Source organism: Mesorhizobium sp. M0077, assembly GCF_040322955.1.
Lineage (GTDB): Bacteria > Pseudomonadota > Alphaproteobacteria > Rhizobiales > Rhizobiaceae > Mesorhizobium.
On the sequence record NZ_JAMYUL010000002.1, the window covers coordinates 402536 to 425333 of the forward strand.

General features: G+C 60.0%; 29 protein-coding genes, 2 tRNA genes and 2 pseudogenes. 17 read left to right on the plus strand and 16 right to left on the minus strand.

Translation table 11 applies throughout. The features are described 5' to 3' along the window. Positions 1 to 34: 34 nt before the first annotated feature. The 3 genes from NKJ57_RS06180 to NKJ57_RS06190 all read left to right on the plus strand — a co-directional run bounded on the left by NKJ57_RS06180 (position 35) and on the right by NKJ57_RS06190 (position 3015). A complete protein-coding gene (locus tag NKJ57_RS06180) occupies positions 35 to 1075 on the plus strand; it encodes a sugar ABC transporter substrate-binding protein (RefSeq protein WP_023684845.1) in 1041 nt (346 codons plus the stop codon). Positions 1076 to 1235: 160 nt separating this feature from the next. Further along, the gene (locus NKJ57_RS06185) at positions 1236 to 2231 is read left to right on the plus strand and encodes an ABC transporter permease (protein WP_352573668.1); all 996 of its coding nucleotides are present in this window, start codon (positions 1236 to 1238) and stop codon (positions 2229 to 2231) included. A 13-nt stretch (positions 2232 to 2244) separates the two neighbouring features. After that, on the plus strand, positions 2245 to 3015 hold the full coding sequence (locus NKJ57_RS06190) for an SDR family oxidoreductase (RefSeq protein ID WP_352511298.1): 771 nt from the start codon (positions 2245 to 2247) through the stop codon (positions 3013 to 3015). Here the strand turns inward: NKJ57_RS06190 and NKJ57_RS06195 are convergent, their stop codons facing one another. After that, positions 3016 to 3837: a M15 family metallopeptidase gene (locus NKJ57_RS06195; RefSeq protein ID WP_352511300.1), complete on the minus strand. Its 822-nt coding sequence runs from the start codon at positions 3835 to 3837 to the stop codon at positions 3016 to 3018. Positions 3838 to 3924: 87 nt separating this feature from the next. On the opposite strand from NKJ57_RS06195, the gene NKJ57_RS06200 reads away from it, so the two are divergent. Further along, positions 3925 to 4488 (plus strand): hypothetical protein, encoded by a 564-nt coding sequence (locus NKJ57_RS06200; protein WP_031203220.1) that lies wholly within the window; start codon positions 3925 to 3927, stop codon positions 4486 to 4488. Positions 4489 to 4565: 77 nt separating this feature from the next. Here the strand turns inward: NKJ57_RS06200 and NKJ57_RS06205 are convergent. Continuing rightward, positions 4566 to 4641: transfer RNA gene (locus NKJ57_RS06205), tRNA-Val, on the minus strand. Positions 4642 to 4859: 218 nt separating this feature from the next. Between NKJ57_RS06205 and NKJ57_RS06210 the strand changes: the two genes are divergently transcribed. Then, positions 4860 to 4936: transfer RNA gene (locus NKJ57_RS06210), tRNA-Asp, on the plus strand. A 45-nt stretch (positions 4937 to 4981) separates the two neighbouring features. On the opposite strand, the gene NKJ57_RS06215 is transcribed toward NKJ57_RS06210, so the two are convergent. From NKJ57_RS06215 to NKJ57_RS06225, 3 genes and pseudogenes are all read right to left on the minus strand, one after another. Continuing rightward, positions 4982 to 5719 carry a hypothetical protein gene (locus tag NKJ57_RS06215; protein ID WP_352511302.1) on the minus strand — a complete coding sequence of 246 codons (738 nt, stop codon included), beginning with the start codon at positions 5717 to 5719 and terminating at the stop codon, positions 4982 to 4984. Positions 5720 to 5745: 26 nt separating this feature from the next. Beyond that, positions 5746 to 5931: a hypothetical protein gene (locus NKJ57_RS06220; protein ID WP_352511304.1), complete on the minus strand. Its 186-nt coding sequence runs from the start codon at positions 5929 to 5931 to the stop codon at positions 5746 to 5748. A 261-nt stretch (positions 5932 to 6192) separates the two neighbouring features. Then, positions 6193 to 6397: pseudogene (locus NKJ57_RS06225) on the minus strand (adenylate/guanylate cyclase domain-containing protein); the annotation flags it as partial. Between the two features lie 833 nt (positions 6398 to 7230). On the opposite strand from NKJ57_RS06225, the gene NKJ57_RS06230 reads away from it, so the two are divergent. The 4 genes from NKJ57_RS06230 (at position 7231) to NKJ57_RS06245 (ending at position 10257) form a co-directional block, all read left to right on the plus strand. Then, complete coding sequence (locus tag NKJ57_RS06230) at positions 7231 to 7491, plus strand: hypothetical protein (protein WP_023745949.1); 261 nt, start codon at positions 7231 to 7233, stop codon at positions 7489 to 7491. A 321-nt stretch (positions 7492 to 7812) separates the two neighbouring features. Beyond that, a complete protein-coding gene (locus tag NKJ57_RS06235) occupies positions 7813 to 8097 on the plus strand; it encodes a hypothetical protein (RefSeq protein ID WP_352511305.1) in 285 nt (94 codons plus the stop codon). A gap of 1242 nt (positions 8098 to 9339) precedes the next feature. After that, the gene (locus tag NKJ57_RS06240) at positions 9340 to 9639 is read left to right on the plus strand and encodes a DUF1236 domain-containing protein (protein ID WP_023669226.1); all 300 of its coding nucleotides are present in this window, start codon (positions 9340 to 9342) and stop codon (positions 9637 to 9639) included. 324 nt (positions 9640 to 9963) lie between these two features. Continuing rightward, positions 9964 to 10257: a helix-turn-helix domain-containing protein gene (locus NKJ57_RS06245; protein WP_081726104.1), complete on the plus strand. Its 294-nt coding sequence runs from the start codon at positions 9964 to 9966 to the stop codon at positions 10255 to 10257. 144 nt (positions 10258 to 10401) lie between these two features. Here the strand turns inward: NKJ57_RS06245 and NKJ57_RS06250 are convergent, their stop codons facing one another. The 3 genes from NKJ57_RS06250 to NKJ57_RS06260 form a co-directional block, all read right to left on the minus strand. Further along, a complete protein-coding gene (locus tag NKJ57_RS06250; protein ID WP_196814989.1) occupies positions 10402 to 10728 on the minus strand; it encodes a sensor histidine kinase in 327 nt (108 codons plus the stop codon). Further along, complete coding sequence (locus tag NKJ57_RS06255; protein WP_352511307.1) at positions 10676 to 11218, minus strand: sensor histidine kinase; 543 nt, start codon at positions 11216 to 11218, stop codon at positions 10676 to 10678. The genes NKJ57_RS06250 and NKJ57_RS06255 overlap by 53 nt, the downstream gene beginning before the upstream one ends. 366 nt (positions 11219 to 11584) lie before the next feature. Beyond that, positions 11585 to 12334, minus strand: a complete 750-nt coding sequence (locus NKJ57_RS06260; RefSeq protein WP_023708903.1) for a Crp/Fnr family transcriptional regulator — start codon at positions 12332 to 12334, stop codon at positions 11585 to 11587. Positions 12335 to 12604: 270 nt separating this feature from the next. On the opposite strand from NKJ57_RS06260, the gene NKJ57_RS06265 reads away from it, so the two are divergent. The 3 genes from NKJ57_RS06265 to NKJ57_RS06275 all read left to right on the plus strand — a co-directional run bounded on the left by NKJ57_RS06265 (position 12605) and on the right by NKJ57_RS06275 (position 14487). Further along, a complete protein-coding gene (locus NKJ57_RS06265) occupies positions 12605 to 13006 on the plus strand; it encodes a Ros/MucR family transcriptional regulator (RefSeq protein WP_084014356.1) in 402 nt (133 codons plus the stop codon). 421 nt (positions 13007 to 13427) lie between these two features. Next, the gene (locus NKJ57_RS06270; RefSeq protein ID WP_023708906.1) at positions 13428 to 13679 is read left to right on the plus strand and encodes a hypothetical protein; all 252 of its coding nucleotides are present in this window, start codon (positions 13428 to 13430) and stop codon (positions 13677 to 13679) included. A gap of 439 nt (positions 13680 to 14118) precedes the next feature. After that, positions 14119 to 14487, plus strand: a complete 369-nt coding sequence (locus NKJ57_RS06275) for a hypothetical protein (protein WP_155923565.1) — start codon at positions 14119 to 14121, stop codon at positions 14485 to 14487. Here the strand turns inward: NKJ57_RS06275 and NKJ57_RS06280 are convergent. From NKJ57_RS06280 to NKJ57_RS06295, 4 genes are all read right to left on the minus strand, one after another. After that, a complete protein-coding gene (locus NKJ57_RS06280; RefSeq protein WP_023708908.1) occupies positions 14484 to 14693 on the minus strand; it encodes a hypothetical protein in 210 nt (69 codons plus the stop codon). The genes NKJ57_RS06275 and NKJ57_RS06280 overlap by 4 nt on opposite strands. Before the next feature lie 98 nt (positions 14694 to 14791). Further along, positions 14792 to 14941, minus strand: coding sequence for a hypothetical protein (locus NKJ57_RS06285; protein WP_023834193.1), 150 nt, complete (start codon positions 14939 to 14941; stop codon positions 14792 to 14794). A 169-nt stretch (positions 14942 to 15110) separates the two neighbouring features. Continuing rightward, positions 15111 to 15503 carry a hypothetical protein gene (locus NKJ57_RS30885; RefSeq protein WP_023743175.1) on the minus strand — a complete coding sequence of 131 codons (393 nt, stop codon included), beginning with the start codon at positions 15501 to 15503 and terminating at the stop codon, positions 15111 to 15113. Between the two features lie 36 nt (positions 15504 to 15539). After that, the gene (locus tag NKJ57_RS06295; protein ID WP_352511310.1) at positions 15540 to 16085 is read right to left on the minus strand and encodes a hypothetical protein; all 546 of its coding nucleotides are present in this window, start codon (positions 16083 to 16085) and stop codon (positions 15540 to 15542) included. Between the two features lie 599 nt (positions 16086 to 16684). Here NKJ57_RS06295 and NKJ57_RS06300 point away from each other — a divergent pair. The 5 genes from NKJ57_RS06300 to NKJ57_RS06320 all read left to right on the plus strand — a co-directional run bounded on the left by NKJ57_RS06300 (position 16685) and on the right by NKJ57_RS06320 (position 19123). Beyond that, on the plus strand, positions 16685 to 17197 hold the full coding sequence (locus tag NKJ57_RS06300) for a DUF4142 domain-containing protein (protein ID WP_023743176.1): 513 nt from the start codon (positions 16685 to 16687) through the stop codon (positions 17195 to 17197). A gap of 188 nt (positions 17198 to 17385) precedes the next feature. Further along, positions 17386 to 17742: a hypothetical protein gene (locus NKJ57_RS06305; protein ID WP_352511312.1), complete on the plus strand. Its 357-nt coding sequence runs from the start codon at positions 17386 to 17388 to the stop codon at positions 17740 to 17742. Positions 17743 to 17780: 38 nt separating this feature from the next. Beyond that, positions 17781 to 18221, plus strand: a complete 441-nt coding sequence (locus tag NKJ57_RS06310; RefSeq protein WP_156033661.1) for a hypothetical protein — start codon at positions 17781 to 17783, stop codon at positions 18219 to 18221. A gap of 195 nt (positions 18222 to 18416) precedes the next feature. Next, positions 18417 to 18623 (plus strand): hypothetical protein, encoded by a 207-nt coding sequence (locus tag NKJ57_RS06315; RefSeq protein WP_023708917.1) that lies wholly within the window; start codon positions 18417 to 18419, stop codon positions 18621 to 18623. A gap of 23 nt (positions 18624 to 18646) precedes the next feature. Further along, positions 18647 to 19123 carry a hypothetical protein gene (locus tag NKJ57_RS06320; protein WP_352511314.1) on the plus strand — a complete coding sequence of 159 codons (477 nt, stop codon included), beginning with the start codon at positions 18647 to 18649 and terminating at the stop codon, positions 19121 to 19123. A gap of 274 nt (positions 19124 to 19397) precedes the next feature. Here the strand turns inward: NKJ57_RS06320 and NKJ57_RS06325 are convergent, their stop codons facing one another. From NKJ57_RS06325 to NKJ57_RS06340, 4 genes and pseudogenes are all read right to left on the minus strand, one after another. Continuing rightward, positions 19398 to 19715: a hypothetical protein gene (locus NKJ57_RS06325; protein WP_352511316.1), complete on the minus strand. Its 318-nt coding sequence runs from the start codon at positions 19713 to 19715 to the stop codon at positions 19398 to 19400. A 368-nt stretch (positions 19716 to 20083) separates the two neighbouring features. Continuing rightward, a pseudogene (locus NKJ57_RS06330) lies at positions 20084 to 20378 on the minus strand (Rieske 2Fe-2S domain-containing protein). A 27-nt stretch (positions 20379 to 20405) separates the two neighbouring features. After that, a complete protein-coding gene (locus NKJ57_RS06335) occupies positions 20406 to 21500 on the minus strand; it encodes a fatty acid desaturase family protein (RefSeq protein ID WP_023709721.1) in 1095 nt (364 codons plus the stop codon). Positions 21501 to 21617: 117 nt separating this feature from the next. Continuing rightward, on the minus strand, positions 21618 to 22793 hold the full coding sequence (locus tag NKJ57_RS06340; RefSeq protein ID WP_352511318.1) for an aldose 1-epimerase family protein: 1176 nt from the start codon (positions 22791 to 22793) through the stop codon (positions 21618 to 21620). Between the last annotated feature and the right edge of the window lie 5 nt (positions 22794 to 22798).

Below are 22798 nucleotides of genomic sequence, written 5' to 3' on the forward strand. Positions count from 1 at the left end.
AAGAGGGGTCCGGTATAAAAGAGGAGCGAACGACATGAAGCGAATACTGGTTCTTGTCTTCGGTATCCTGGCACTGGCTCTTGCCTCGCTCACGCCGGCAATGTCCCAGACCAAGGGCACCGTCTATTATATGGTCCCGACCCTGCTCGATGAATTCCAGACCGGCTCGGTGAGCGCGCTGGAGCTGTTCCTCAAGCAGGTCGGCTATGAGGTGAAAACACTCAACGCCGACAACAAGACCGACGCGCAGCAATCGCAGATGAACGACGTCATTGCGCTGAAGCCGGCGGCGATCATCCTGGCCGCCGTCGATTTCAACGCGCTGAAGCCGTCCATCGAAGCGGCGCGTGCGGCCGGCATCCCGGTGGTCGAGTTCGACCGCCAGATCACCTCGACCCCGTCCGATTTCACCTCGGTGGCGGGCACGGTCGAGATCGGCTACGTCGCCGCCGAGCAGGCGCAAAAGCTTCTGACCGCCAAGAACGGTTCTGTGAAGGGCAAGATCCTGCAGGTGCTCGGCGATCCCGGCGATCCCTACACGCTCGACATCCAGAAGGGTTTCGAGGAGAAGTTGAAGGCGTTTCCTGACGTCAAGATCATCTCGCTGCCGGCCATGCAATGGGAAGCCAGCAACGCCGGCACGATCGTTGCCGACCAGATGCTCGCCAACCCCGACATCGACCTGATCTTCAGCCATGCCGCGCACCTGTCGGTCGCAGCCGTCGCCTCGCTCGAGGCCGCCGGCAAGAAGCCGGGCGACGTCATGCTGATGAGCTCGAACGGCGCTCCGGTCGGTCTCGACCTGATCCGCAAGGGCTGGCTCAATGTCGAAGTCGAGCAGCCGCTCTACGCGCAGGCCGCGGCCGTGGCGATGTTCATGGACAAGATCGCCGGCAAGCAGGAAATCAAGCCTGGCGAGTATGACGTGCTCGGCTTGAAGTCGACCGTGACCAAGGAGAGCTGGGGCCCCAACATCAAGATCCCGGGCGCCGCCATCACCAAGGAAAACGTCGACAATCCGGCCTTCTGGGGCAACCAGAAGCCGCCGACGGACACGATCAAGTCTGTCGAATAGTCGCCTAGCGAAGCGCTCCGGGCCATTGCGGCCCGGAGCCTGCCCATTCACGACGCCGCGTCCCAGGACACCGTGGCGAACCTAAACCCGCGCCTGAACCCGATGAAATCGAGTTGATTTCTCAGCCTGATTTTCTCGGGGGCGCCAACCGGATCAGCCCATGAACCCGCGCAGCCGCAAAGCCCTGGAGTTCGTCCTCGACAACCTCGTCTGGTTCATGCTGATCTTTGTGCTGGTTGTCTTTTCCGTCTTCGTCCCCAACTATTTCCAGCTCGGCATCTTCGCCAACATCATCGAGGCCTCGAGCGTTCTCGGCGTGATGTCGATCGGCCTGTCGCTGGTCATCATTGCCGGCCATATGGACCTGTCGGTGGAATCGGTGGCCGCACTCAGCGCCATGGCGGTCGGCATCCTGTTCTGCTCATCGGGCATCGGCATGGGCATACAGCTCAATCCGCAATGGCTGATGGTTCCGGTTTCGCTGCTGGTTGCGCTGGCCGTCGGCGGCCTCATCGGCGCCTTCAACGGCTATCTCGTGGTCAAGGTGAAGATGAGCGCCTTTATCATTACGCTGGCGTCCTACATCTGGGTGCGCGGCCTGGTGCTGGTGATTTCCGGCGGCCGCTCGGCACAGGATCTGGCGCCGGCCATCCGCGGGTTCGGCATCCAGCGAATGGCCGGCCTGCCGCTGACCGCCTGGATCGCGGTCGCCTGTTTCGTCCTGTTCTCGCTGATCATGGCCAAAACGCCGTTCGGCCGCCACCTCGTGATGATCGGCGGCAACGAGACCGCGACCTTCCGCGCCGGCATCCGCGTCAACCGCAATCTGATCATCGCCTTCGTACTTGCCGGCGCCATTGCCGGCCTCGCCGGCTGGCTGCTCGCCATCCGCACCTCGGGCGCCACCGCCAATCTCGGCACCGGGCTGTTGTTCAACGCCTTTGCCGCGGTCGTCATCGGCGGCGTCAGCCTGAAAGGCGGTGTCGGCACCTTGCCCGGCGTCTATGCCGGCGTGCTGCTGCTCTCCTCCATCAACACGGCAATCAACCTGATGGGCCTGCCGGCCAATTTCACCCAGGTGATCCATGGCCTGCTGGTGCTCGCCGCCGTGCTGCTCGACGCCTTCAAGCAAACCATTCGCCAAAGACTCGCATGACAGGACAGCTCACATGACCGGACGGCTGCAAGACAAGGTCGCGCTTATCGTCGGCAGCGCGCGCGGCATCGGCAAGGGCATTGCGCTGCGCTTTGCCGAGGAAGGCGCAAGGCTGGTCCTGGCCGACAGCGAGGCCGAAGCCGGCCAGGCGACCGCGGACGAGCTCGGCGCGGATTTCATTCGCACCGACATCTCGCAAATGGCCGATGCAGAAGCTGCGGTGGCGCTGGCGCTGAGCCGCCATGGCCGCCTCGACATCGTCGTGCAGAATGCCGGCATCTATCCCTGGCAGCTGATCGAAAACACCAGCCCGGACGACTGGGACCGGGTGATGGCGGTCAATCTGCGCGGCACGTTCAACACCACGCTGGCGGCGCTGGCGCCGATGAAGGTGCAAGGTTACGGGCGCATGCTCTACACCTCGTCGATCACCGGTCCGCACGTCACCAGCCCCGGCCACGGCCACTATGCCGCCAGCAAGGCCGGCATCAACGGCTTCATCCGCTCGGCGGCGCTGGAATTTTCGGGCTACGGCATCACCGTCAACGGCGTCGAGCCCGGCAACATCCTGACCGAAGCGATCGAGCTGCATCGCGGCGCCGCGTACATCAAGAACATGGAGGACTCCATCCCGTTGGGACGCCTCGGCAGCCCGCGCGACGTCGCAAACGCCTTCCTGTTCCTCGCCTCCGACGATGCCAGCTATATCACCGGCACGACGATTATCGTCGATGGCGGCCAGTTGCTGCCCGAAGGCAAGGATTTCCGGCTGCTGCCGCCGTGATCAGCCGGATTTCTTGTACAGCAGCAACTCAGGCCGGTATTCGAAGTGCATGGTGTCGTAGTGATACCAGCGCCCGCCCCAGATGAAGCCGTTTTTCTCGAACAATTCCACGATTTCCAGCGGAATCCGGTTCTTGAAGGGAATGTGGGCCTTCGGGTTGGTTTTGTTCCTGTTGTTGTACCAATAGTCGGAGAAGCCGACATTGATATCGAAGGCCGCTCCGAACGAGTGAACGCTCAACCGGTCGGTGCCGGCGATCGGCCGCCAGACAAAGCCGCCGCCGGGCTTGAGCCCGTAACGGCTCAGCTCCGCGGGCATCGCCTCAAGCGCAGCGGAGACCTTGCCCAGCCGGTCGTTGATGCCGAAAATCCTGGTGACCTGCACGGTCTTCTTGCCGAGCTTCGGCAACCATTTGACGTTGGCGATGTGCTTGCCCACCTCGGCGGCACTTGCCCCGTAGAGCTTCTCGAAGAAAGGTTCATTGCGGATACGGCCGGGATCGAAATCCTCCGCCGGGACCAGCGCGCCCTCGGCTGCTCCGGGATAGACGTAGCGAAACATGTCTTCGATGTCAGGGCTCTCCAGCAGCGCGTCGGCTTCGCGCGCCTTGCCGTCGTCCCACACCATCGTGGTGCCGTCGGTCCAGGTCAGTACATTGCCCGAAATGGTGAAAAGTCCGGGATAGACCTTGAGCAAGGCGGCCTTGGCCGCCGGCTGGTCGACGCCGTCGCCCGCATTCCCTGCATAGGCGAAGCGCCCAATACCAGAGATTGCCAATGCCAATAGCAGTTGTAACATCAGCCGCCGTGGATGGTCGATCATTGTGCTGCCTCCGCGAGGGCTTTCATTCATCGTGCATTTAACAAGGCAGCTGTACCATGCTGGTCGAATCGAACGGGAGACAAAATCATGTCAAAAACCTTCACTGCTTTGATCCGGATGACGTTTACATTCATTTGCCTGGTCGGCCTGGCCTCGTCCGTTTCTATCCTTTTCCCCGCCACCGCGTCGGCCCAGCGCATGCAGAAATGCGCCGATGAAGGCGGCACGTGCCGCCTGCCCTACCCCTCGGAAGTGGTCTACGGCGCGCGCGGCCAGACCACCTCCCGCTTCTTCGATCGTCGTTCCGTGCCTTGCTCGAATCGCGTCTTCGGCGACCCGGCGCCCGGCCGCGACAAGGCCTGCTATATTGCGAGGCGCGATAGCGGTAATGATTATGGTGACAACGACGACGACAATTACGGCAATGATGACAATTACGGCGATAATGATTACGGCCAGGGCCGCGGCAGATGGGTGGCTTGCGCCTCGGAGGGGCGGTTCTGCGAGTTCCGTGGCCGCAAAGTGGTGAGATACGGGGCGCGTGGCCAGTACGTCCAGGGTGTATTCAGGAACGGCGTCACATGCAGCGTCGACGCCTTTGGCGAGGATCCCATCCGCCGCGTGAAGAAGAACTGCTACGTCAAGCGATAGGCTAGCGCGCCGGGAAAGAACGGCGGGTGCGGCTCATTGCGGCCGCGCCCGGCATTCGAGATATGTCGGCCGGGATATGGTGGGCGATGACGGGCTCGAACCGCCGACATCTTCGGTGTAAACGAAGCGCTCTACCAACTGAGCTAATCGCCCGCTCCGGCCGGACCTTTAAGCGGTCGCGACCGGCTTCGCAAGGCCAAATGAACAGCTGCGAGCTTAGCCGCACAGTGGTTTTCGCGGGCAAAGTGCCGCCCGTCAAAAAACCTTCTCCTGTTTGCGTTTATGCTGTCCAGCTGCGCTTGACACCCGGTGGCGAACCCCTTATCCACCGCCCCAACGACGAACACGGCTGACACGTGCTCGTCCAATGCGCGGGTGTAGCTCAGTTGGTTAGAGTGCCGGCCTGTCACGCCGGAGGTCGCGGGTTCGAGCCCCGTCACTCGCGCCATTAATTTCAAGGGGTTAGCTACCGCCCCTTGAAAAGTTTCAACTCTCATTCTCCGGAGAGTTTCAACTTTCTGTATTCGTTCCGTTCCAGGCGAAGCAGCTTTCTGCCCTTGCGGCGGCTGGCATCGGCTGAGCGGACGGCGGCCAGATTGACCGGCATATAGGTCTTCTGCAGCGCCTTGTTCCCGTCGATCGAATTGCCCATCTTGGCCGAGATCGCCTCGACCGACGCGCCTCCGGCATTCGCCTCGACCGCGCCGGAACGCCGCATGTCCATCAGCCGCCGCTTCTCCGCTGTCCCGAACACCAGCGTCCGCAGATCGGCAAAGTCGTCGACCAGAGAATCCTTGGTGTAAGGCACGCCGGCGCGCGGCCGCCCGCCCTTCGGGCCCGGCGCGAAACCGCGCGAGCGAAAGATCGGCGCATCGTCGAGCAGGGTGACGCCTAGTGATTCGACATAGGCCAGCACCAGGCGCTGCGTGCGTGACGATAGCGTGCCGAAAGCCGCCTCGCCACTCTTGCTGCGTGCAATCAGAAAACCCCATTCCTGCGCTGTCTGCATTGCCTGCGCCGGTGTGAGAGTGCGCACGTCGACGGGTGAGAAGCTCGTGTCCCACGCAACGGCGATGATGCAGGCCAGTCCGCGGTAGCCGGAGCGCCAGGCGCACTTGACCATGCGCACCGCCTCGCCTGCCGTCCAGGTCTGGTGGCGCGGTGGTGGCGTCTGGCGGCGGATCGCCTGCGACGGGTCGGAGCCGGCCGGGCATAGCTTCATGCCGGCCATGAAATTATAGAGCGAACGCCACGTCTTTACGGCACGGTAGGCGATGTCGACACCTTTGACCCGCAGCAGACGGCCATACCGTCGTCGAGCAGCTCGAGGGTGATGTCGGCTGGCGGCAGGTCGGCGAAGTACGCCGCCTTGATCGCCGGCACCAGCCGTGGTTGTACCGGGAAGCGGATAGATGACGGTTGTAATGTGTGGGTTTGGCTCATGGCACCAAATCTCTATCCACCGTCCATCGGGCAGGGGATGGGCGCCTTGTCGTTGGGCGGGTGTGAATCTCGCCCTTGTAAGCACCTCCGCCGCATAGCATGAGATTTTCCTACTCCATGATCTCGTTATTTCCCGCATCGAGGGTGGATGAGGCTTAGAATAACGGCCTTTCTCCCCCATGCCTATTCGTCCAATTCTTAATCGCAGAATCGGCCGCCACAGGGCGAGAATACTTATAATCGGCGGCTTCGAAGCCGCTACGCCCAGGCAACCCGGATACCCTCGGCGATGTTGACGCCATTACCCATCAGGTCGTCATCGCGCTCCTGCACGACGTCACCCAGGTGAATGCCAATCCGGAACTCAATGCGACGATCATCGGGCACCCCGCTTGGCAATAGCGTTCTGACGCGCGCAGCGGACTGCTTCCACAACGCTGCTGAACTCGACGAGGCTCCCATCACCGCGATGGACAGACGCGAGCGTTGCCTGCCGGTCGCCTGGACTGCCCCCCGCGCTCCCGCCCCACACAGGATGCCGGCAAGCAGACGCTGAGCCAGGCGCCTCATCTCGGCTCGGGTGGAAATTGACTGCAGTGACGGACACAAGCCTGCTTCGCCACTTACTCGACGCTGCTGAGGAAGGCAGCTTTGCCGCTGTCGCACGAGACTGCGAAGTTGTTTCCCCTTCGTCGCACGACGCGTCGCTGCTCTCACAATATCCGAATTCTTGAAAGGTCCCGATATTCCCGAACTGGACGGCCGATGTTGCGGGCCAAAGAGCGTTAAAAAACGAGGCGCCCGGACCAATCACATTGTCGAGACAGAATTTGCGCTGTCCGGGAATAAAACGCCGCTTGCCGTGGTCCTCCATGCATAAGCTGCTGATTGACCTTGAAGGAACACCACACTGCAAACCTACACATTGACGAGCACGACGGGGTCGGTCGGCGCACTCCAGAACCTCTGGAAGGCGAGAGTTCGGCCGCCTGCGGACGGCTGCACCCAAGTACACTGCCTTGTAACGTCGCCTCAGGGCATACCTTGATGTTATCAGCGATTGCCCGTCGGCCAAGGCACCGGTTTTGAAATTCGCTTGATGGCGTCCCTGCCCTTGCCGTTCGACTCCGTCGAGTCCTTGTGTGTCAATTTGTTGCGACGAGAGCTAGTCCCTGTCGTGCTGGTCCGTCTCGTCTCATCTCTTGGGTCTGCAAAAACCGTAGCAGCATGTTCGCAACCTGTTCACCCATGTTGATTTCACGAGTTTCCGACTGTCGGCATATAAGAGGGAGAGGTCCGATGGATTTCATGTTGATGGTGAACATTGCCGGCGGCATCCTTCTGGCCATCGCGATCCTCTCGGTGTGTCTCGTCGGATGGCTGTTTTACCGTTCGGGATCCGGACAATTGAGAGGCGAAAGCTGTGACAATGAAAAGCCCGCCACCGTGCCAGACCAGAAAACTCATATTTTAGCCCCTGCGAAACAAAGCTCGCTATTCCGCGTTGAGGCTCGTCGAACAACGGAGCTTCACGAATGGATCCGGCAACTGCAGCTGTGATGATTTTGCTTTCTTGCAGTCCCGCCCAGGGAGTCTGCAAGCCACTCGATACATCACCGGCCATGTTCGGATCCCTTGACACATGCCAGTTGGCGTTAGCCGTGAGGCTCGAGGGCGCTCCCAACGGGGAGATCGTCGGGCGATGCAGTTCGATCGACCCCTCCGCTACAGGTTCCGTTCCAGCCGGGTATAGCACGATTGTCGTCACGCGGGGCACAGGGGCGGGTGCGGTGAGCAGTCGCTACATCGTGCCACACAAAAACTGAAGCCAGCCACCGTGAGGCAGCGGGCTATTCATTCTCGACCGGACAATTATAGGCCTTGCCCTCCCTCTATGAAGCCATACTCGGCATCGTTGGCTTCGCGCTCGTCGTCCGCTTCGCCATCGTCGTCGCCTTCCCTGTCATCGGTCCCGGTGACTTCGATGCCACCCGCCAGACAGGGTTCGAGATCCGGGTCGGGCTCTACGAAGTCGAGCAGCTACATCAGGCGTTCTTCATCATCGATCGAGCGACGGACCGCCATGTCCGAAAGGCAGAGGTTCGTGGCTGGATAGCGAAGAATCGCACACGGCTTTCCCTCATTCGCATGGTTCGCAGAAATTAGCATGATCGCCTACTCTCATCTCGTCCGGCGTCGTCTCCCTCAAAGCAGCGCCGGTAAGGCTCGGCGCCCTTCTTGGTTTCTCCCCGTATGTCAAAAGGAGGTCGCCGGGCCTTACCAGGCCCCGCTGCTCATCGCTTGCGGGGTGTCCTGATGGCTGAGCTTGGCCCCGTGGCCTAACGGCCAGAACCAAACGTTCCGAAAAGCTTTCCCAGGCTGGCGGCAGCCGAAGCGCTGCACAGAGGGATCGTCAGACCGCTCCTGGCGCACCACACACAGCGGCACCACCAAGCTGTAAGTCAGGTCCATCGGCCCTGCTGATGAGTGCCCTCAGATGGATTGCGTTTGCCACGAAAAAGGAATCGTACCGGCCCGTTCTCAGCACGTCAGCCGGAACGGGCCATGGGCAGAAGCAGCCGACTAGCTAAAATCGCAAGACGACCGAAGGACCCCGTCGGCGATAGCACCGGACCCGACGGCGCCCGTGTCGCCAGTAACTACGGCAGACTCTTCTCCAGCCCCGCCGGCGGCGGCGGCGCCGGTGGTAGTAATCTGGGTCGTAGTCTGGGTCGTAATCTTGGTCGTAGTAGCGCCGATGGTTGACCGGCTCCACTTCCGCGTGAGTACCTTCGTTGTCGAAGGCGTCTGGCGCGTCGAGTTCTTCGAGAATGCCGCTTTTGGCCGCTGGAACACCGGCCAATGCGTTGATAGGCCGGACCGCGCTTGCAAAGGCTGCTGCCCCTGCAACGCCAAACATCGCTGTCAAAAAGGATCGCCGATGCATAGTAAACCTCCCAACTTACATGAGCTGAACGAAGCGCCCCGCCTGCTGAAGGAGCAGGCCCAGCGCACGGTAAAATAGAGGATTCGCCAGCCGCTCAAGCAACTCGCGAATCCTATGAGCGCAGGAAGGGACCTGGCTGCGCCGATCCAAGACATGTCAGCTAAGGACGACCGCCATTACCAGAAAGGTAACGGCTGTTGCAAAAATCGGTGCGAGCAACCATCGCGCCTGGCCAACACTTTGATCCATTTGTTCTCTCCCGTTGTGGAGAACCAACAACCTGAAGCCCTAATCCGTTCCGCCTAGTCCAAAGGTAAGACCATTGCGTTGTACGGTCGGACTTTAGACCAATCGGATTAGACAAAGGTGCGTAGGCGGGAACGTTTACCCCGGTTCAAAGTTGGTTGCCGGGCAGTGCGGGACGATGATCGTCGTGTGCCGGTCCTTGCAGGAGAGAAGATATGAAGATGCACTTTGTGAACACCGCCGCAGCCATGTTGCTCTTGGCGGGGATCGGCTCCGCCGCCGCTGACGACATTATCATCCAGCCGGAACAGGACACGGTCATCCGTGAGTATGTCAAGAAGCAGCCCTTGGCTTCGGTGAACCTTCCCGGCGTGGAATTGAACGTCGGGACAGCTCTGCCGGAAACTGTGGAGATCCACGAGGTCCCGAACGTCAAATACCGTTACGTGGTGGTCGACAACCGCACGGTCCTGGTCGATCCGGGCACCCGCAAGATCGTGAAAGTTTACGACTGAGATTTCGAACGAACCCACGCTCGCCACCCTTGGGTGGCGAGTGTGTGCATTCAAACGCTACTCAGCCGGACAAATTCAAATTGCCACTCAGCTGGACAATGAACATGACGAACCCTGAACTCGAGGGGACGCAAGCCCTGGTTGCCCGCTTGGCTGATCTCCAAGCAAGAATGCAGGCAGCACGTCTTGTTGGAGCCGAGGTAACAACCGTCCGAAAGGTTGCAGCCATAATCGATGACGGCTTGCGACAGGCCGGCCTCACACCGTTAGAAATCGCAGAAGGTCAAGAGGAACAGTTTAGCGATACTAAATGTTCGACTGGCTATGGACAGCCGAACCCTACTCTCAGCAGATCAAGTCAGAGCAGCACGAGCCCTATTGAACTGGCCGCGTGTGCGACTTGCCGCCAAGGCCAATCTTAGCGAGATGGTGATCAGCGCTTTTGAGAACGGATACAGGAAACCGCGTCCCCACAACATCGCCGCCATCCGCAAAGCGTTTGAGGATGCCGGAATCGTTTTCACCGTCCAAGGCACTCCATCGCTAACCCGCTCAGAAGGTGATAGCGGCCTAGCCGCCGATAATAGACGGTGGCGCGGCCGGGAGAAAAAAGGATAAAGGGGGAAAAGCCCGTGTACCCTCTGCACCCGATCTCTAAAGCGGCCGCTAACCACCCATTATGTCGCTCTACGGGATTGCTTTGGCGGACTGGCCACGTCACTTCCGCCATACCCAATGCAAAGCGATCCCGGCAGAGCTTGGTTACTGCTTCTGCACACGCGGCAGAAAAAGGTGGACGCTTGTTCCTTCACCAGCTTCGCTCTCGATCCGAATGTGCCCGCCGGATTGTTGGACGAAGCCATAAACCTGGCTAAGTCCAAGTCCAGTCCCGCGTCCATCGGGTTTGGTGGTGAAGAACGGCTCGAAGACCTGCGCCAGAATCTCCTTGTTCATGCCGCAACCGGCATCGCGCACGGTCATACGAACGCACGAACCCGCCAGTGAATGCACGTCGTCGATGTCGTCAGGGACATCGCTAGTCTCGATTGTGAGCGTTCCCACGCCGGCCATGGCGTCCTTGGCGTTCATCCAGATTGAGCATGGCGACATCGAGCTGGTTGGGGTCGACCAGAACAGGGCCAAGCGCCGCGTCCAAGTTGCGTTCAATTTTGATTGCACTCCCGAGCGTTCGTTCCAGCAGCATCGAAAGCTGTTCGATCCGTCCGTTCAGATCAATGCCTTCGGGCGTAAGCGACTGGCGCCGAGAAAACGCAAGCAATTGCTGCGTAAGTGCCCCGCCGTTCTGTGTTCGTTTGAGCAGTTCGTCGATCAGGATGGCTGATTTCGGATCGCCGGGATTTTCGGCGAGTTGCTTTTGCAGGAGCCGCAGGCCCGAGTCGAACGCTGCTATCAGATTTTTGATATCGTGAACTATGCCGGCTGCGAGGCGGCCAATTGCTCCGAGCTTCTCGGATTGACGTCGACGTTCCTCCTGCGCACGCTGCGAGGAAACGTTCCGAAGGCTGGCAAGGAGAGCAGGTGTCCCGTCCCAGTTAACCTCCACGACCCAGACGGCCATACGGATAGTCAACGCCCGTGTGGGCCGGTAAGCATTCGAATGCACTCTGCGCGCAAGTGAACCCCTTGCGCTAACGCTTCGACGCGCCATCAAAGCATTGACCGCGCGGTAAAAGGAGCGTGCACCAAGTGAGGCCGGTTTCGTTTGGGGCCTGCGTTTGGCCTGGGGCAAGGCGGCCCCGCCTGCCGCATCAAAAAGAAGCAAGCCAGACAGGCTTGGTATCAACCTGCTGATCATTTCCGCCGCGCCACCATGGCAAAACATGTTTGGGGGGCGATCGCACCGCTGATGGTCAGCGAAGGCCAACAAGTGGTCCGGCTACCCTTGGAGCCAATCCGCATTTCTGGCGATTTTCCCCTGGAGCAATCAGTGCATTGACATGAACTCGGCCGTTTTATTGGTCCTTGCTGAGTGCAGGTAATCGTGCCGGAACTCAGCAAGAAAGGCCAGTCCTTCCCAATCATGGATGGTCAATTGGCCATTCACAAGTGATGTAAGGCGCTTCTCCCGAAGAGACTTGAGCGTGCGGTTGATGTGGACTGCCGACAGCCCTGTCGCCTCGCCAAGGTCAGCTTGAGTCACAGCAAAAGCGCAGGTTTGATCGGACGCGAGTCCGGCGTCTTCCATACGTAGCATGATTTCACAGAGAAGGTGGGCCACTCGGCCAAGCGCTTGGCGCTTCCCGACATTGACCACCCATTCGCGGAAAATCGATGCATCAACCAGTGTCGTTCGCCAAAGATTTGCCGCCAGCCTGGGGTGGCGTTCGCAGAGCAGCCGTATAGCCGAGTGATCTATGAAGCCAACACTGCAAGCGCTCACCGTTCGAACGTCGCTATCCAACAGATCGAGGTGCAGGCTCAACAGATCGGGCATGTCGCCAGGCACATGATAAGCAGTGACCTGACGCTTCCCGTCTCCTGTTACCTTCGAGGTGCTGGCTAAGCCAGCCAGGACCATTATGCACCGGGACGGCTGGTCGCCTTCCCGAACCAAGTTCTGGTTTGCGCCAATCGCAACGATCCTTATTCTTACCGCGTCGAGAGCTTGACGCTCACCTGACGTGAGGGTGAAGGCACGATGGAACTTGGCGGTTAATGGGCTTTGATAAAGCATGTCGGCTCTCCGTTTGGGCGGGAGCGCTATGGTCTCTCAGTCACCCGCGGCCAGCAGAACGCGAATGATGCCCGACCTTATATCATAAACACCGGACCGACTTAACCTGTGATAAGTCTGGCACTGCTTCGGATGGTCCTTTCCTCCATCGGCAAACACAGGCTCAACAGGATTGGTGCTTACGAGGGAAGCGGCCCATCATCGGGCCTCGAGTTGCGCAGCTGCGGCAGCAGCTATAATAGATCGTTCTCAAATTCGAGGACTCACACCATGACCGTCAGCAACAATCCCGTGCCGGTCGCGGGTTTGGCGGACCTGATAGCCTCAGTGCACGCGTCGCTGTCTGGGATTGGCCATCGCGTGGCTGCCGCGACCGAAGAACCAGTGCCTGCGGTAAATCCGAAGAAGTCAGTATTTCCCGATTACATCATCTGTCTTGAAGATGGTAAGCGGTTCAAAACCCTTCGGCGACATCTGCGCGTGGATTTCGGTCTCACTCCTGACGCGTATCGAACAAAGTGGAACTTGCCATCCACTTATCCGATGGTCGCTCCCAACTATGCGGCCTCACGGTCTGCCATGGCGAAGTCGATCGGTCTGGGTAGGAAGGCACCGCAGCCCACGGCAACTGTAACGGGCAAGGCAAGGCCGGCGGCTAAGGCTAAAGCGTAGCTTCCGCGATCACACCATTACCACTGCGGCACCAATCGACGATGTATGCATCGCGGCGGACCTGTCCGCTCTTGGCCGGTGCCCACCCAGGTTCCCCAACCCATGGCGCCGGCCATTTGTGGCCCACACCTCAGTTTCGTATTGCTGCCCAAACTCTTCTTGTTGAAGACCGCTTACGACGTTACAATCCCGTTTGGCCTGATTGCTGGGAGGCAACGCCCTGGCTGATATCATTCCAATTCGCAAAGCACGCCCTTGTGTCGAAGTTGGCGAAGCCTGTGGCGAGTGGTTTGTTCGCGTGGTCGAGGAAGACCAGGAACTCACCCGATCATTCAAGCTCGAATCCTATGCTTTGGCCTTTGCAGAAGGCCAAAGGTCGCGTCTGCATCTCAACACGTTTTCCCGGCTGTAGAGTAGCGCGATGCAGATGTCCGCAGGGTTACTGGCGAATTTGGGCGATAGCATCGAAGCCATTGCCGCCCACATTGCGACCATGGAAACGCGACAACTGCACCAATTGCTCAAGTCGTTGCCATCGAGATCGGAAATCGCCAGCGCGGAAATGGTGATGGGCACCCTGGTCTATCGCGAGATTGAACTGCGCCGCCGGCGGGGGACGGGCGGCAACGTGTTGCCCTTTCCGGGTCTCGTGACTCCACCTATTCAGCAGTAGATAGCGGCGCCGGACCTGTAAAGGCCGCCGCAATTAAGCAACGGGCCTGAGGGCGGGGTAGCGTCTTGATGCCAAGAAACCCCGCCGCGCGCGCAACAGCGGGTTTTCGTAGTCACGGCTACATCCGAGGAATCGACCGCTTAAGGCAGAATTGCTTGGTTGTCGTCGCGTTTCCATACCATTAGATCAACTGTGCCAGATGAAGACGTAAAAAAACCCGTTGCCAATTACGGCAACGGGCTTGAGCTACCGGGTAGGGTCAGGAAGGCAATATGTAGACCCAACAACACGATGCGCCACGCCTCATGATCGAGGTCTTAACCGAACCGCGACAATTCTAACCATCTTGTCGACGTGTGAATAACTTTGCTGACTCCAGATCATCGGCAGGGAAGACGTGATTTGACCTTGGCGGAACAGCCGCTCACGATGAGACGGCTTGGGAAGGCGCGAGATGCAAGTATGCAAAGACATGATTGTGGTGCCGCCGATCGGCGCACAGTTCGAGACGCCTGAATTCCTCGCCGAGATCAGCGCCCTGCTTGATGAGGCCTATCCCGACTACGATTTCTTCACGATCACCACCATAAGCAAGTTTCGGGATGACAGCTTCGTGTTGATCCCGCTGCTCGGCAGCGTCGGTGGTGAAGGCTCCGTTTTAGCGGCTTACCCGGATATGACGGCAATGCAGGAGATGGGCAATCTCCTGTTCAAGCACATCATCGGCCATCACCATCGCGACATTAGGTGCCGCACGTGGCCCCAATCCGTTCCCGGACCTCCGTCTCACATCTGCCCTGGCGGCTAATCCTTTAGTGCATCCGCGCCGCTATCGTCGTCGCGATGACGTTGACGAAGGCGCTTCAGCAGATCGCGTGAGGCTTGGATCGCCCTGCGCGATTGATCCATGTTCTGGCGAAACGTGGCGCGTTCCTCCATGGACTTCTGCCACTTCAGCAAGGTGGCCGTAGTCGCAGTGGCCGCTTGAGCGATATCTATGGGCGTTGCAACCATCGCATCCTCCCAAAAAGGCAATGGTAAACGCAATCTTTATAAGCCCGACGAAACCCTTTCTTCAATCAAAAACGAACATACGGCACATGGCAAAATGGCTATTCGTCGGGCCGCTCGACGGCGGCTTCGTCGACCTCGGCTTCCATCTCGTCGTTGACGGTCTTGGTCTTTCCAAAACCAGCCATCGGCACACCGTCAAAACCCTGCAGCCACCCGTCGGCATGTTCCTGCCAATAATGGCACCTCACGCTCCTTGCCATCCTTGCGCGCTTGGGCGCCGTATATCCAGGCGTAGGTGGCGCGCTCCTGATCTTTCTTAGGCACGGCGATTTGTGTCATCCTCAGCGAACGCCGGCTTGCCCGCTTCACGCTCGACGCCGAGCAGATCGAACTCGTCGTTCGCAAAGCACTTGGCCTTCAGCCAGTTGGTCGACGGTATTTGCTGTCCTTGCGCTTCGACACCTTGCCTTCAAGTCCGGCCTTGTCGAGCAAGTGAAAGATGGTCTTGGCTTCCCCCCGGCAGAGGCTCGCTGAGCTGAATACGCCCGCCGGGCGCGATATAGCGCGGCCTCGGTCAGTCAGCCAAGCGGCATCGCGGTGCATGATAGCACCGAGAATCGCCGCGTACACGCTGCCGACTTCCTCTGCGCAGGATATGCCCAGCTTGTCCGCGCGGTCTTCCATCGCTTGCTCGGCCAGGTCGCTGATGCCAAGCGCGATTGTCTGCTGCGGATGGAAGGACGCTGACTGTAAAAGCCCGCCCAACCTTTCGGCGGGCGGGCTTCCACTGTCGGAACTAGAGAGTGTCATGTCGACAGCCCCGACAGGTCGGAAAGGGGTCGCTGGTTAGCGGCGCGAGATCAGCAGGCAGAGCCGGCGCAGGTCACGGTCATAGGTGTCTTCGTTGCTAAGCACTTCGACGCAGCGCTTCTTCATCCGAGTGACCTGGGCGTTCGACATATCGCCGACAACGCTAGCCAGATTCGGGTTGCTCGAAGCGGTCGGGTTGCTGGGGTTGGCGGCTGGATTGGTTCCAACGCCGACATTTACGTCGGTACCAACCCCGGTGACGACACCGACATTGGCGCTGCCGGTTCCGATGGAAGCAGTCGCTCCGCCAGTGTCGCCGACGGAGGCTGCGGCATTTGCCCCAGAACCGCCTAGGGACACGCTAGCCGTAGCGCCGCTGTTGCCGCCCACATTAGCGCTGGCGCCTCCGCTGCCGACGGATACCCCGCCGACGCCTCCGACACTAATTCCAGCTGCTGTCGCTGGCATGCAAAGAATTGCGAGAACAGATCCGGCAGTCAGACTGCCCCATAAGAATTTCAAAAATTCTTGCCATAGTACGCCTCCTTGTTGCCCTTCAAAGGATGGGACATTTTTGGGCATTTACGGACCCGATAGTGACGCACTAGAGTTTAAAAACAAGCTAACGGCCCGCGAAAGCTGCGTCTTGGGTCATTACTTGGTAATAGCAAGAGTCAGACATAATAAAATTTTACTTTGACTAGGACGTGATTCCTCTACTTGTCATTCAATATCCTTGCCTAAGCACCCCATCGTCAATAATATTGTGCGGTGCAACAAGATTCAGAGATGGACCATGCGACGATCAGTAAGCGGCTAATACCGCCGATCTGACATACAATGCTATATTAGCTCCTCTTGACGAACCCGACCGGCGGGCGGAATCAGAATCCCGTCAGCGCAACCCTACAAAATCGCACTGGTCTGCCTGAAGCATCGCGACGATGGCCGACGATTTCTTTCGGAGATTTGAATGTCGCACAACGTGCTGCCCACCAGCCGACCGCCGCGCTGAGCTCCGCGCAGTCACCGGTCTTGGCTACGGCCGGATCTATGATGAAAGCCCTGAGCCGGAGCCATCCGGGGTCTACGCCTGCCGCCCCGTATTTATTGTCACAACAAGGGGAACAACGGCAGCTCGGCCGTGTTGGGCCAGTTAAGCAATATTGCAGGAGCACAACATGCATTTCGTCAAAGCGCTTTTGGCTGCGATCGCCATCGGTCTCATCAGCCCGGGGGCAATGGCTCAGACCGCGACGACGTCCCCGCAGGAATTTGTCAAAGCAGCTGCGAGTTCAGACATGTTCGAGATCCAGTCGAGTGAGTTGGCGCTGCGGAAATCGAAGACATCACGAGTGAAGGAATTCGCTCGCATGCTGATCAAGGACCACACGACTTCTTCCAAGCGGCTCATTGCGGCGGCAAAGAAGGACGACGTCGCAGTGGCGCCGGAGATGACAAGCAAGCATGCTGCCCAATTGGAAGCGTTGAGCAACGACAGCAGCGGGGCGTTCGATAACGCCTATATCGACGCCCAGGTGGCAGCGCACCAGGAAGCCCTGACGCTGATGACCTCCTATGCAGAAAACGGTCAGGCAAAACATCTGGCGGCTCATGCGAAAAAGACCGCGCCGGTGATCCGGCAGCATTTCAAACATGCCCAGCAACTGAGCAAGAGCGGTTCTCAGGGCTGAGTGGATCTGGCCACGACGTTGGTTCTTCGCGGCGCTGTGGAGTCTGTGGCCAACACTGCCTCCGCCCTCAGGGACGCTGCAACCTTTAAGCGGTGGTCGATGCAGGAACTCTAAAGGTGCGTCGCTCAGGTAGTCCGGCGTGCAAGCACCAGCGTCGTCGAAGTTGCCAAACGAACAGGAGACCTGACATGCCAAAGCAAAACGAGACCTCGCATTCGAGACGAAGTGACTTCGCCAATGATGAATCCATTCGCCCGGAGGATGCCGCCGTGTTGGACAGCCCCGTGGGCCACGAAGACAGGCACGGCGCGGAGCCAGGTTTCGTGGGAGCCGACGATGTCGACCAGCCGCTCGGCGCAAGGCCCCGCAGCGAAATTACCGGTCGTCATGATGAAGGGGCAGGCGCCAATGAGACGATGGACGGCTTAAGCGAAACCGAGGAACTGACCCGCAGCTACGCCGAGGACATACCAACCGGTGACAATGATGAGGACGAGGAAGACATCCCTGTCTTCGAAAGAGGCCGAAGCAACACCGACCTCTGAGCGGCGCCAAGTTTGAACCCACGGTGAGGAACATGACAATGAGCACATTCGGACTTCGGATTGTGTCTTTGGGGCTCGGGCTTTTTTTGGGACTGGGGGCCTCTCTGATTTTGGGCGCTCAGGCCTCTGCGCAGACCAGTCAGCCGGCTCAACAATCCAGCGACTCATCGCAAACAGGCAAGCACGATCGTCTGCCGGCGCAAGGATCGTCGCCGACCGCCAAGGATGATGTCGGCGTTGACGTCTCGCTCGGCCGGCCGGAGGTGAAGCAACAGGTTGCAAGGCACCTGGGGGTGGCTGAGACCGAGGTACCACTGGCGGTTCATGTGCCGATCGCGCTCGCTTCGCAAGTCTGCCGGCAAGAGGTATTTGCCGCCCGCGCCAATGTAAACCGAAGCTGCACCGCGACGAAGTTCATTCCGGAAATCGCCGAGGCGGCACGCAACCATCCACAAACCTCCGCGGTACCGGAGCAGTAGCATCGAAATGTCCGAACCCGGCGCGACGGTCGCGCCATGCTTACCCTAGGATAGCGCTCCAACCCGGCGTAAATCAGCCCCACCGCCGTCTGTTGGCGGCATGCATGATGGCGTTCGCCGCCGTCTCTTAACCAATGTGAATGCTGTCGCTCCGCAGCCACGCTACGAGATCCTGTCCGAAGCGGAGGCAGGCAGATGCCACTGGAGTGCCTGATCGATCAATATGTGAGCAGCCGCAAGCGGCGGGGTCTTTTGTCGACACGGCATGCTCTCGAGGCGTTGAAAGAGGCCCTTCCGGCGCTGTCGATCGGCGAAAGCCATCTTGTCAATATGATCGCCGAGCGAGCGCTCGCCTTTGGCCTCGCCATCCACTTCGATCATTCCGGCGAGAATGCCGGGTAAGACATCCACGAGAGCGTCTGCTGATGCCACAGGACGAGGAACTCGGTGTCGCGAAGTTCCATCTTCATTGCCTGGCGGTCGGGCAAATCATTCCGAGGCTGCTCCCGTCCGTGTTCTGGGCGGGTGGTGAAGGTCGCCGACGCGATGCCACGGCGTGCGCCGACCTCACCCCGGCATTCGACAACCCTCCAGCTTTCGCCAGTTGGAGCTTTCGTCTACTTGCAGCAGCCCTAGCGAGGCTCGATCAGCCTCCGCGTTCGGCGGTTTCGGAAGTTTTGCTCCAGCGGGCGGTTCGGGCCGACGAATTGAGGTTGAAGGAGAAGATGATGACGGACAACAAAAGCGAGCGTGATTTTGGCGACAGGAACCGGGTCTCGTCCAACGAACGCAACGAACACTTCCATTTTGCCCAGCAGAACGGCATAACGCCTGAGCAGGCGATGGAGCTCATCATAGCCGCCGGGAATGACCGCGCCTCGTTGCGGCTGCGAAGGAATTGAAGTCAGTTTCCCGGGGCGGCTCGCTTACGGCATGTCGACCTTGAGCCGTGGTGAGAATTTGAGTGTATCGTCATGCTGACGCACACGCGGGCAGGTCGAGCGTGAAAGTGACAATTGTACCCTGCCCAACATGCGGCAAGCACTGGAGGTTCGAGGCTGCGCAGATCTCCTATCGTGACCCCGAACCATAATCCACTCCAACCCGAGTCCTGGACGCACGGCGCAGCAACGAGCCTACTTCCTGCCGTCGTTCAATAATAATCCCGCGCCGCAGTCAGCCAGCGAGATCACCGTCGTCTGCCGGACGCGTGTCGGCTTCCAAACTGACAAACGCACCGCCTTTGTAGCGACGCTTTCCAGCCACGATCACCTGCGCAGCTTTGCCGCGCTCGCTGCGCACCAATAATTTCCATCTCCTTCCCTCAAACTGATCTTGCGCAGGCGGTCGTTTTCCCGCTGGCAGGCGCTGTCCTTCCGCTTCGATCGCGGTAGCGCCCAGTATCAACGCTGGCGGATCAAACCGCACAATCAGCACCTCAAAGCTGATCAGCAGAAGCAGCAGTGAATCAGGATCTTGTCGATCAGGGTCCAAAGGGGCCGAGCACATATGTCTGGGCACGGTGACCGTGGCATAGCCGGCGCTGCAATGACGGCGTCGGCGCCCGGAGCCGGAAAGCCCAACTAAGAAAATCGTCGGCGGTGCCGATCTCGAAGAAATTCTAGCCCGGCACGGTGAACAGGCTGGGGGCCGCATTGCGATATAGGGTTCAGCACAGCTCCGGCGGCACCGAGTTGATCGACCCACTCCCGCTCGACGGCCCCGGCTACGTCCATGGTCAGCACGCGCAGCATGGTCAGCTGGCGCTTCATCGCGCGCAGATCGCGACGGTCGGCCTCTTTCGGCTCATGAAAACGTCACTCTGTGTTTGCTAGACGCGGTGCTGGATCGGTTACCACGCGTCAGATCTGGATCACCACGTTGCCGGCCTCGATTCTCACCGGATAGATCGCGAGATTGACGCAGACCGGCGCGCCCTGGCCTGGCCGGTGTTGTAATTGAAGCGGCCATTGTGCTTCGGGCATCGATGACGTCGCCGATCACCAGCTTTCGGCTAGATGCGCCTTCTCATGCGTCCAATATCCGTCGGTGGCGAAGAACTCGTCATCGGGCGAGCGGCAAACCGGGAGGATCGAAGCAGATGACATCCTCTTTGGAGATGTCGTCCACCGCGCACGCTTCGATCCAGTCAGCAATCTCCGGCTCCGGCAAAATTCGCTGTCGCTATTCAGCGGCCGCCGACATATCCACCTGGTGAAATTCGCCGCGATAGGGTCTGGCTGTCGGCGGCAATTTCCGCTTAAGATAGAAATCCTCATATTTCAGCTGTCGAAGCAGCACCGGCCAGACCTCGCGATAGGCATGCCACATCGACGGGTTCGCCACCGGCAGGTCGTGCTTGATCAGCTCGTGCAGTCTTGGCAGCGCATGATAGGGCACCATCGGGAACATATGGTGTTCGACGTGATAATTCATGTTCCAGTAGATGAAGCGGCTGACCGGGTTCATGTAGACGGTGCGCGTGTTCAGCCGGTGGTCGACGACATTGTCGGCCAGGCCGATATGCTGCAGCAACCCTGTCAGCACCATGTGCCAGCTGCCATAGAGGCGCGGCAGGCCGATCAGCACCAGCGGCAGCAGCGACCACGTGAACAACGCCAGCCCGACTGTCGCCGCATAGATGGCGACATGCCAGCGCGCAGCGATCACCGCCTTGTGCTGCTCCATCTCGGGGATATAGCTCTTCTCTTCATCGGACAGCTTGCCGAACGCCTGGCGCACCAGCGTCGGCAGCGAATAGCGGAAATCGAGAATACCGGTGAAGGCGAGCGCCGCCCGCAGCAGATCTGGGGGGCGCATGACGGCGATTTCGGCATCGCGGCCGACGATGATGGTATCGGTGTGATGGCGGGCATGGCTCCAGCGCCATTGCACTGGGTTGCGCATCAGCATGAAGCTTGAGATCTGGTAAACGACATCGTTCATCCAGCGCGTCCGGAACGCGGTGCCGTGGCCGCATTCGTGCCAGCGCGAGTCGCTCGACGAGCCGTAAAGCACGCCATAGACGAACAGGAACGGTACCACCCACCACGTGCCCCAGAACCATACGATGCCGGCGGCCGACACCAGGATCGCCGCGACCCAGATGATCGTGTCGCGGATCGCCGGCCCGTCGGAGCGTTGCATCAACTCCTTGATCGCCTTGCGCGGGACATCGGTGTGATACCATTCGGCCGAAGCCAATCCGGTCTCGATGGCGCGCTTGGTGCTTTCACCGACCAGGCTGTAGTCGCGCTTCCTGCTTGCCGTCATCGTCATCTCCGTTTCCCGCCTGCGCTCCGCAAGGGCCGCCTGGGGTCGGCCGGGCCGCGCCTGCTTCCGTATTCCGGCGCACTTCCCGCCCGCCGCGGCAACCGATCGTGTGTTTCAAGCCGGTCACGCCTGCAGTCTCGCAAAAGCGCCCGACGGCGCAGGGTAATCCTGTTGCGGCTGCCGGGCGATCGACCCTATCCTCGCTTCCGCTTGGGCGATCTGACCGGCACCGTCGAGCACCCGGAACACGGCGTCATAGGAGCGGCTTTCGCCATGGTCCAGCCAGATCATCTCGCCCCGTTCGCGCGCGGCGAGATTGCCGAGAACATGATGCGTCGAGGGTTCGATTCCCAACGCATATAGGCCTGCCTGGAAGTTCTGCCACTGATAGGTGCAGGGCAGCTGATCCTTGCGGGTAACGACCTCGAAGCCGAGGCCCAGGTGGTCATTGACGACGGCCACCGGCACCTCGCCCGCCGCATCGGCGCCAAGCTCGTGCTCCCAGACCTGCTCGCTGAATCCCAGCTGCGGCGCCGGCACGGTTCGGTAGCCGACTTTCTGCGCCTCGTAGCGTTCGCCGGCGTGCGCCGCCCAGACGACATCCCGGATCGGCGCCAGGTAACGCGAACCCTCGTCGAGCAGGGGATGGCTGACATTGACGTGATAGAAATACATGTGCGGCGTGCGGCTGAAACCGTGATTGACGACGCGGTCCGACAGCCGGATCTCGGTGCCGCCGACATCGGCCTCGATGCGGCGCAGCAACTGGAGATCCTCGCCGAACACGGTTGCCTGCTGGACGATGCCTTCCGCCCACAGCACGCAGCGGTCGCCGTCCCAGGCCTCGCCGTAGCCGGTCAGCCGCGCCGGCACGGTGCCGATGCGGCCATGCAGCGAGTGCAATACCCGCTTGCGCCCGGGATAATTGTAGCTTTCGGCCGGCACGTCTTGCCGGCCCAGTATATGATCGAGGCCGCAGGTGACGAGCAGCCCCGAGAACGACCGGCCAAAGGCGAAACCGTCCTCCCCTTCATGCTCGTGCAGTCCGGGGTGGCGAAAGCCGCTCGGCGAATGCCAGCCGATCGCCTGGCCCCGGAAGTCGCAATCGGCGATATCAAGCGCCCGGTCGACCAGCGCCGTGAAGCGCAGGCCGGAGCCGGTGCGGAACTCGAGCATCCGGATGCCGCGCTCCACGCCGTCGCCGAGCGTCATAAGCCGCACACCGGCAAACTGCGACAGCATGCCGGACCGCTCGGCCACCTGCCTTCGCGACAGCGTCTTGCCGTAAAGCTCTACCATGCGAC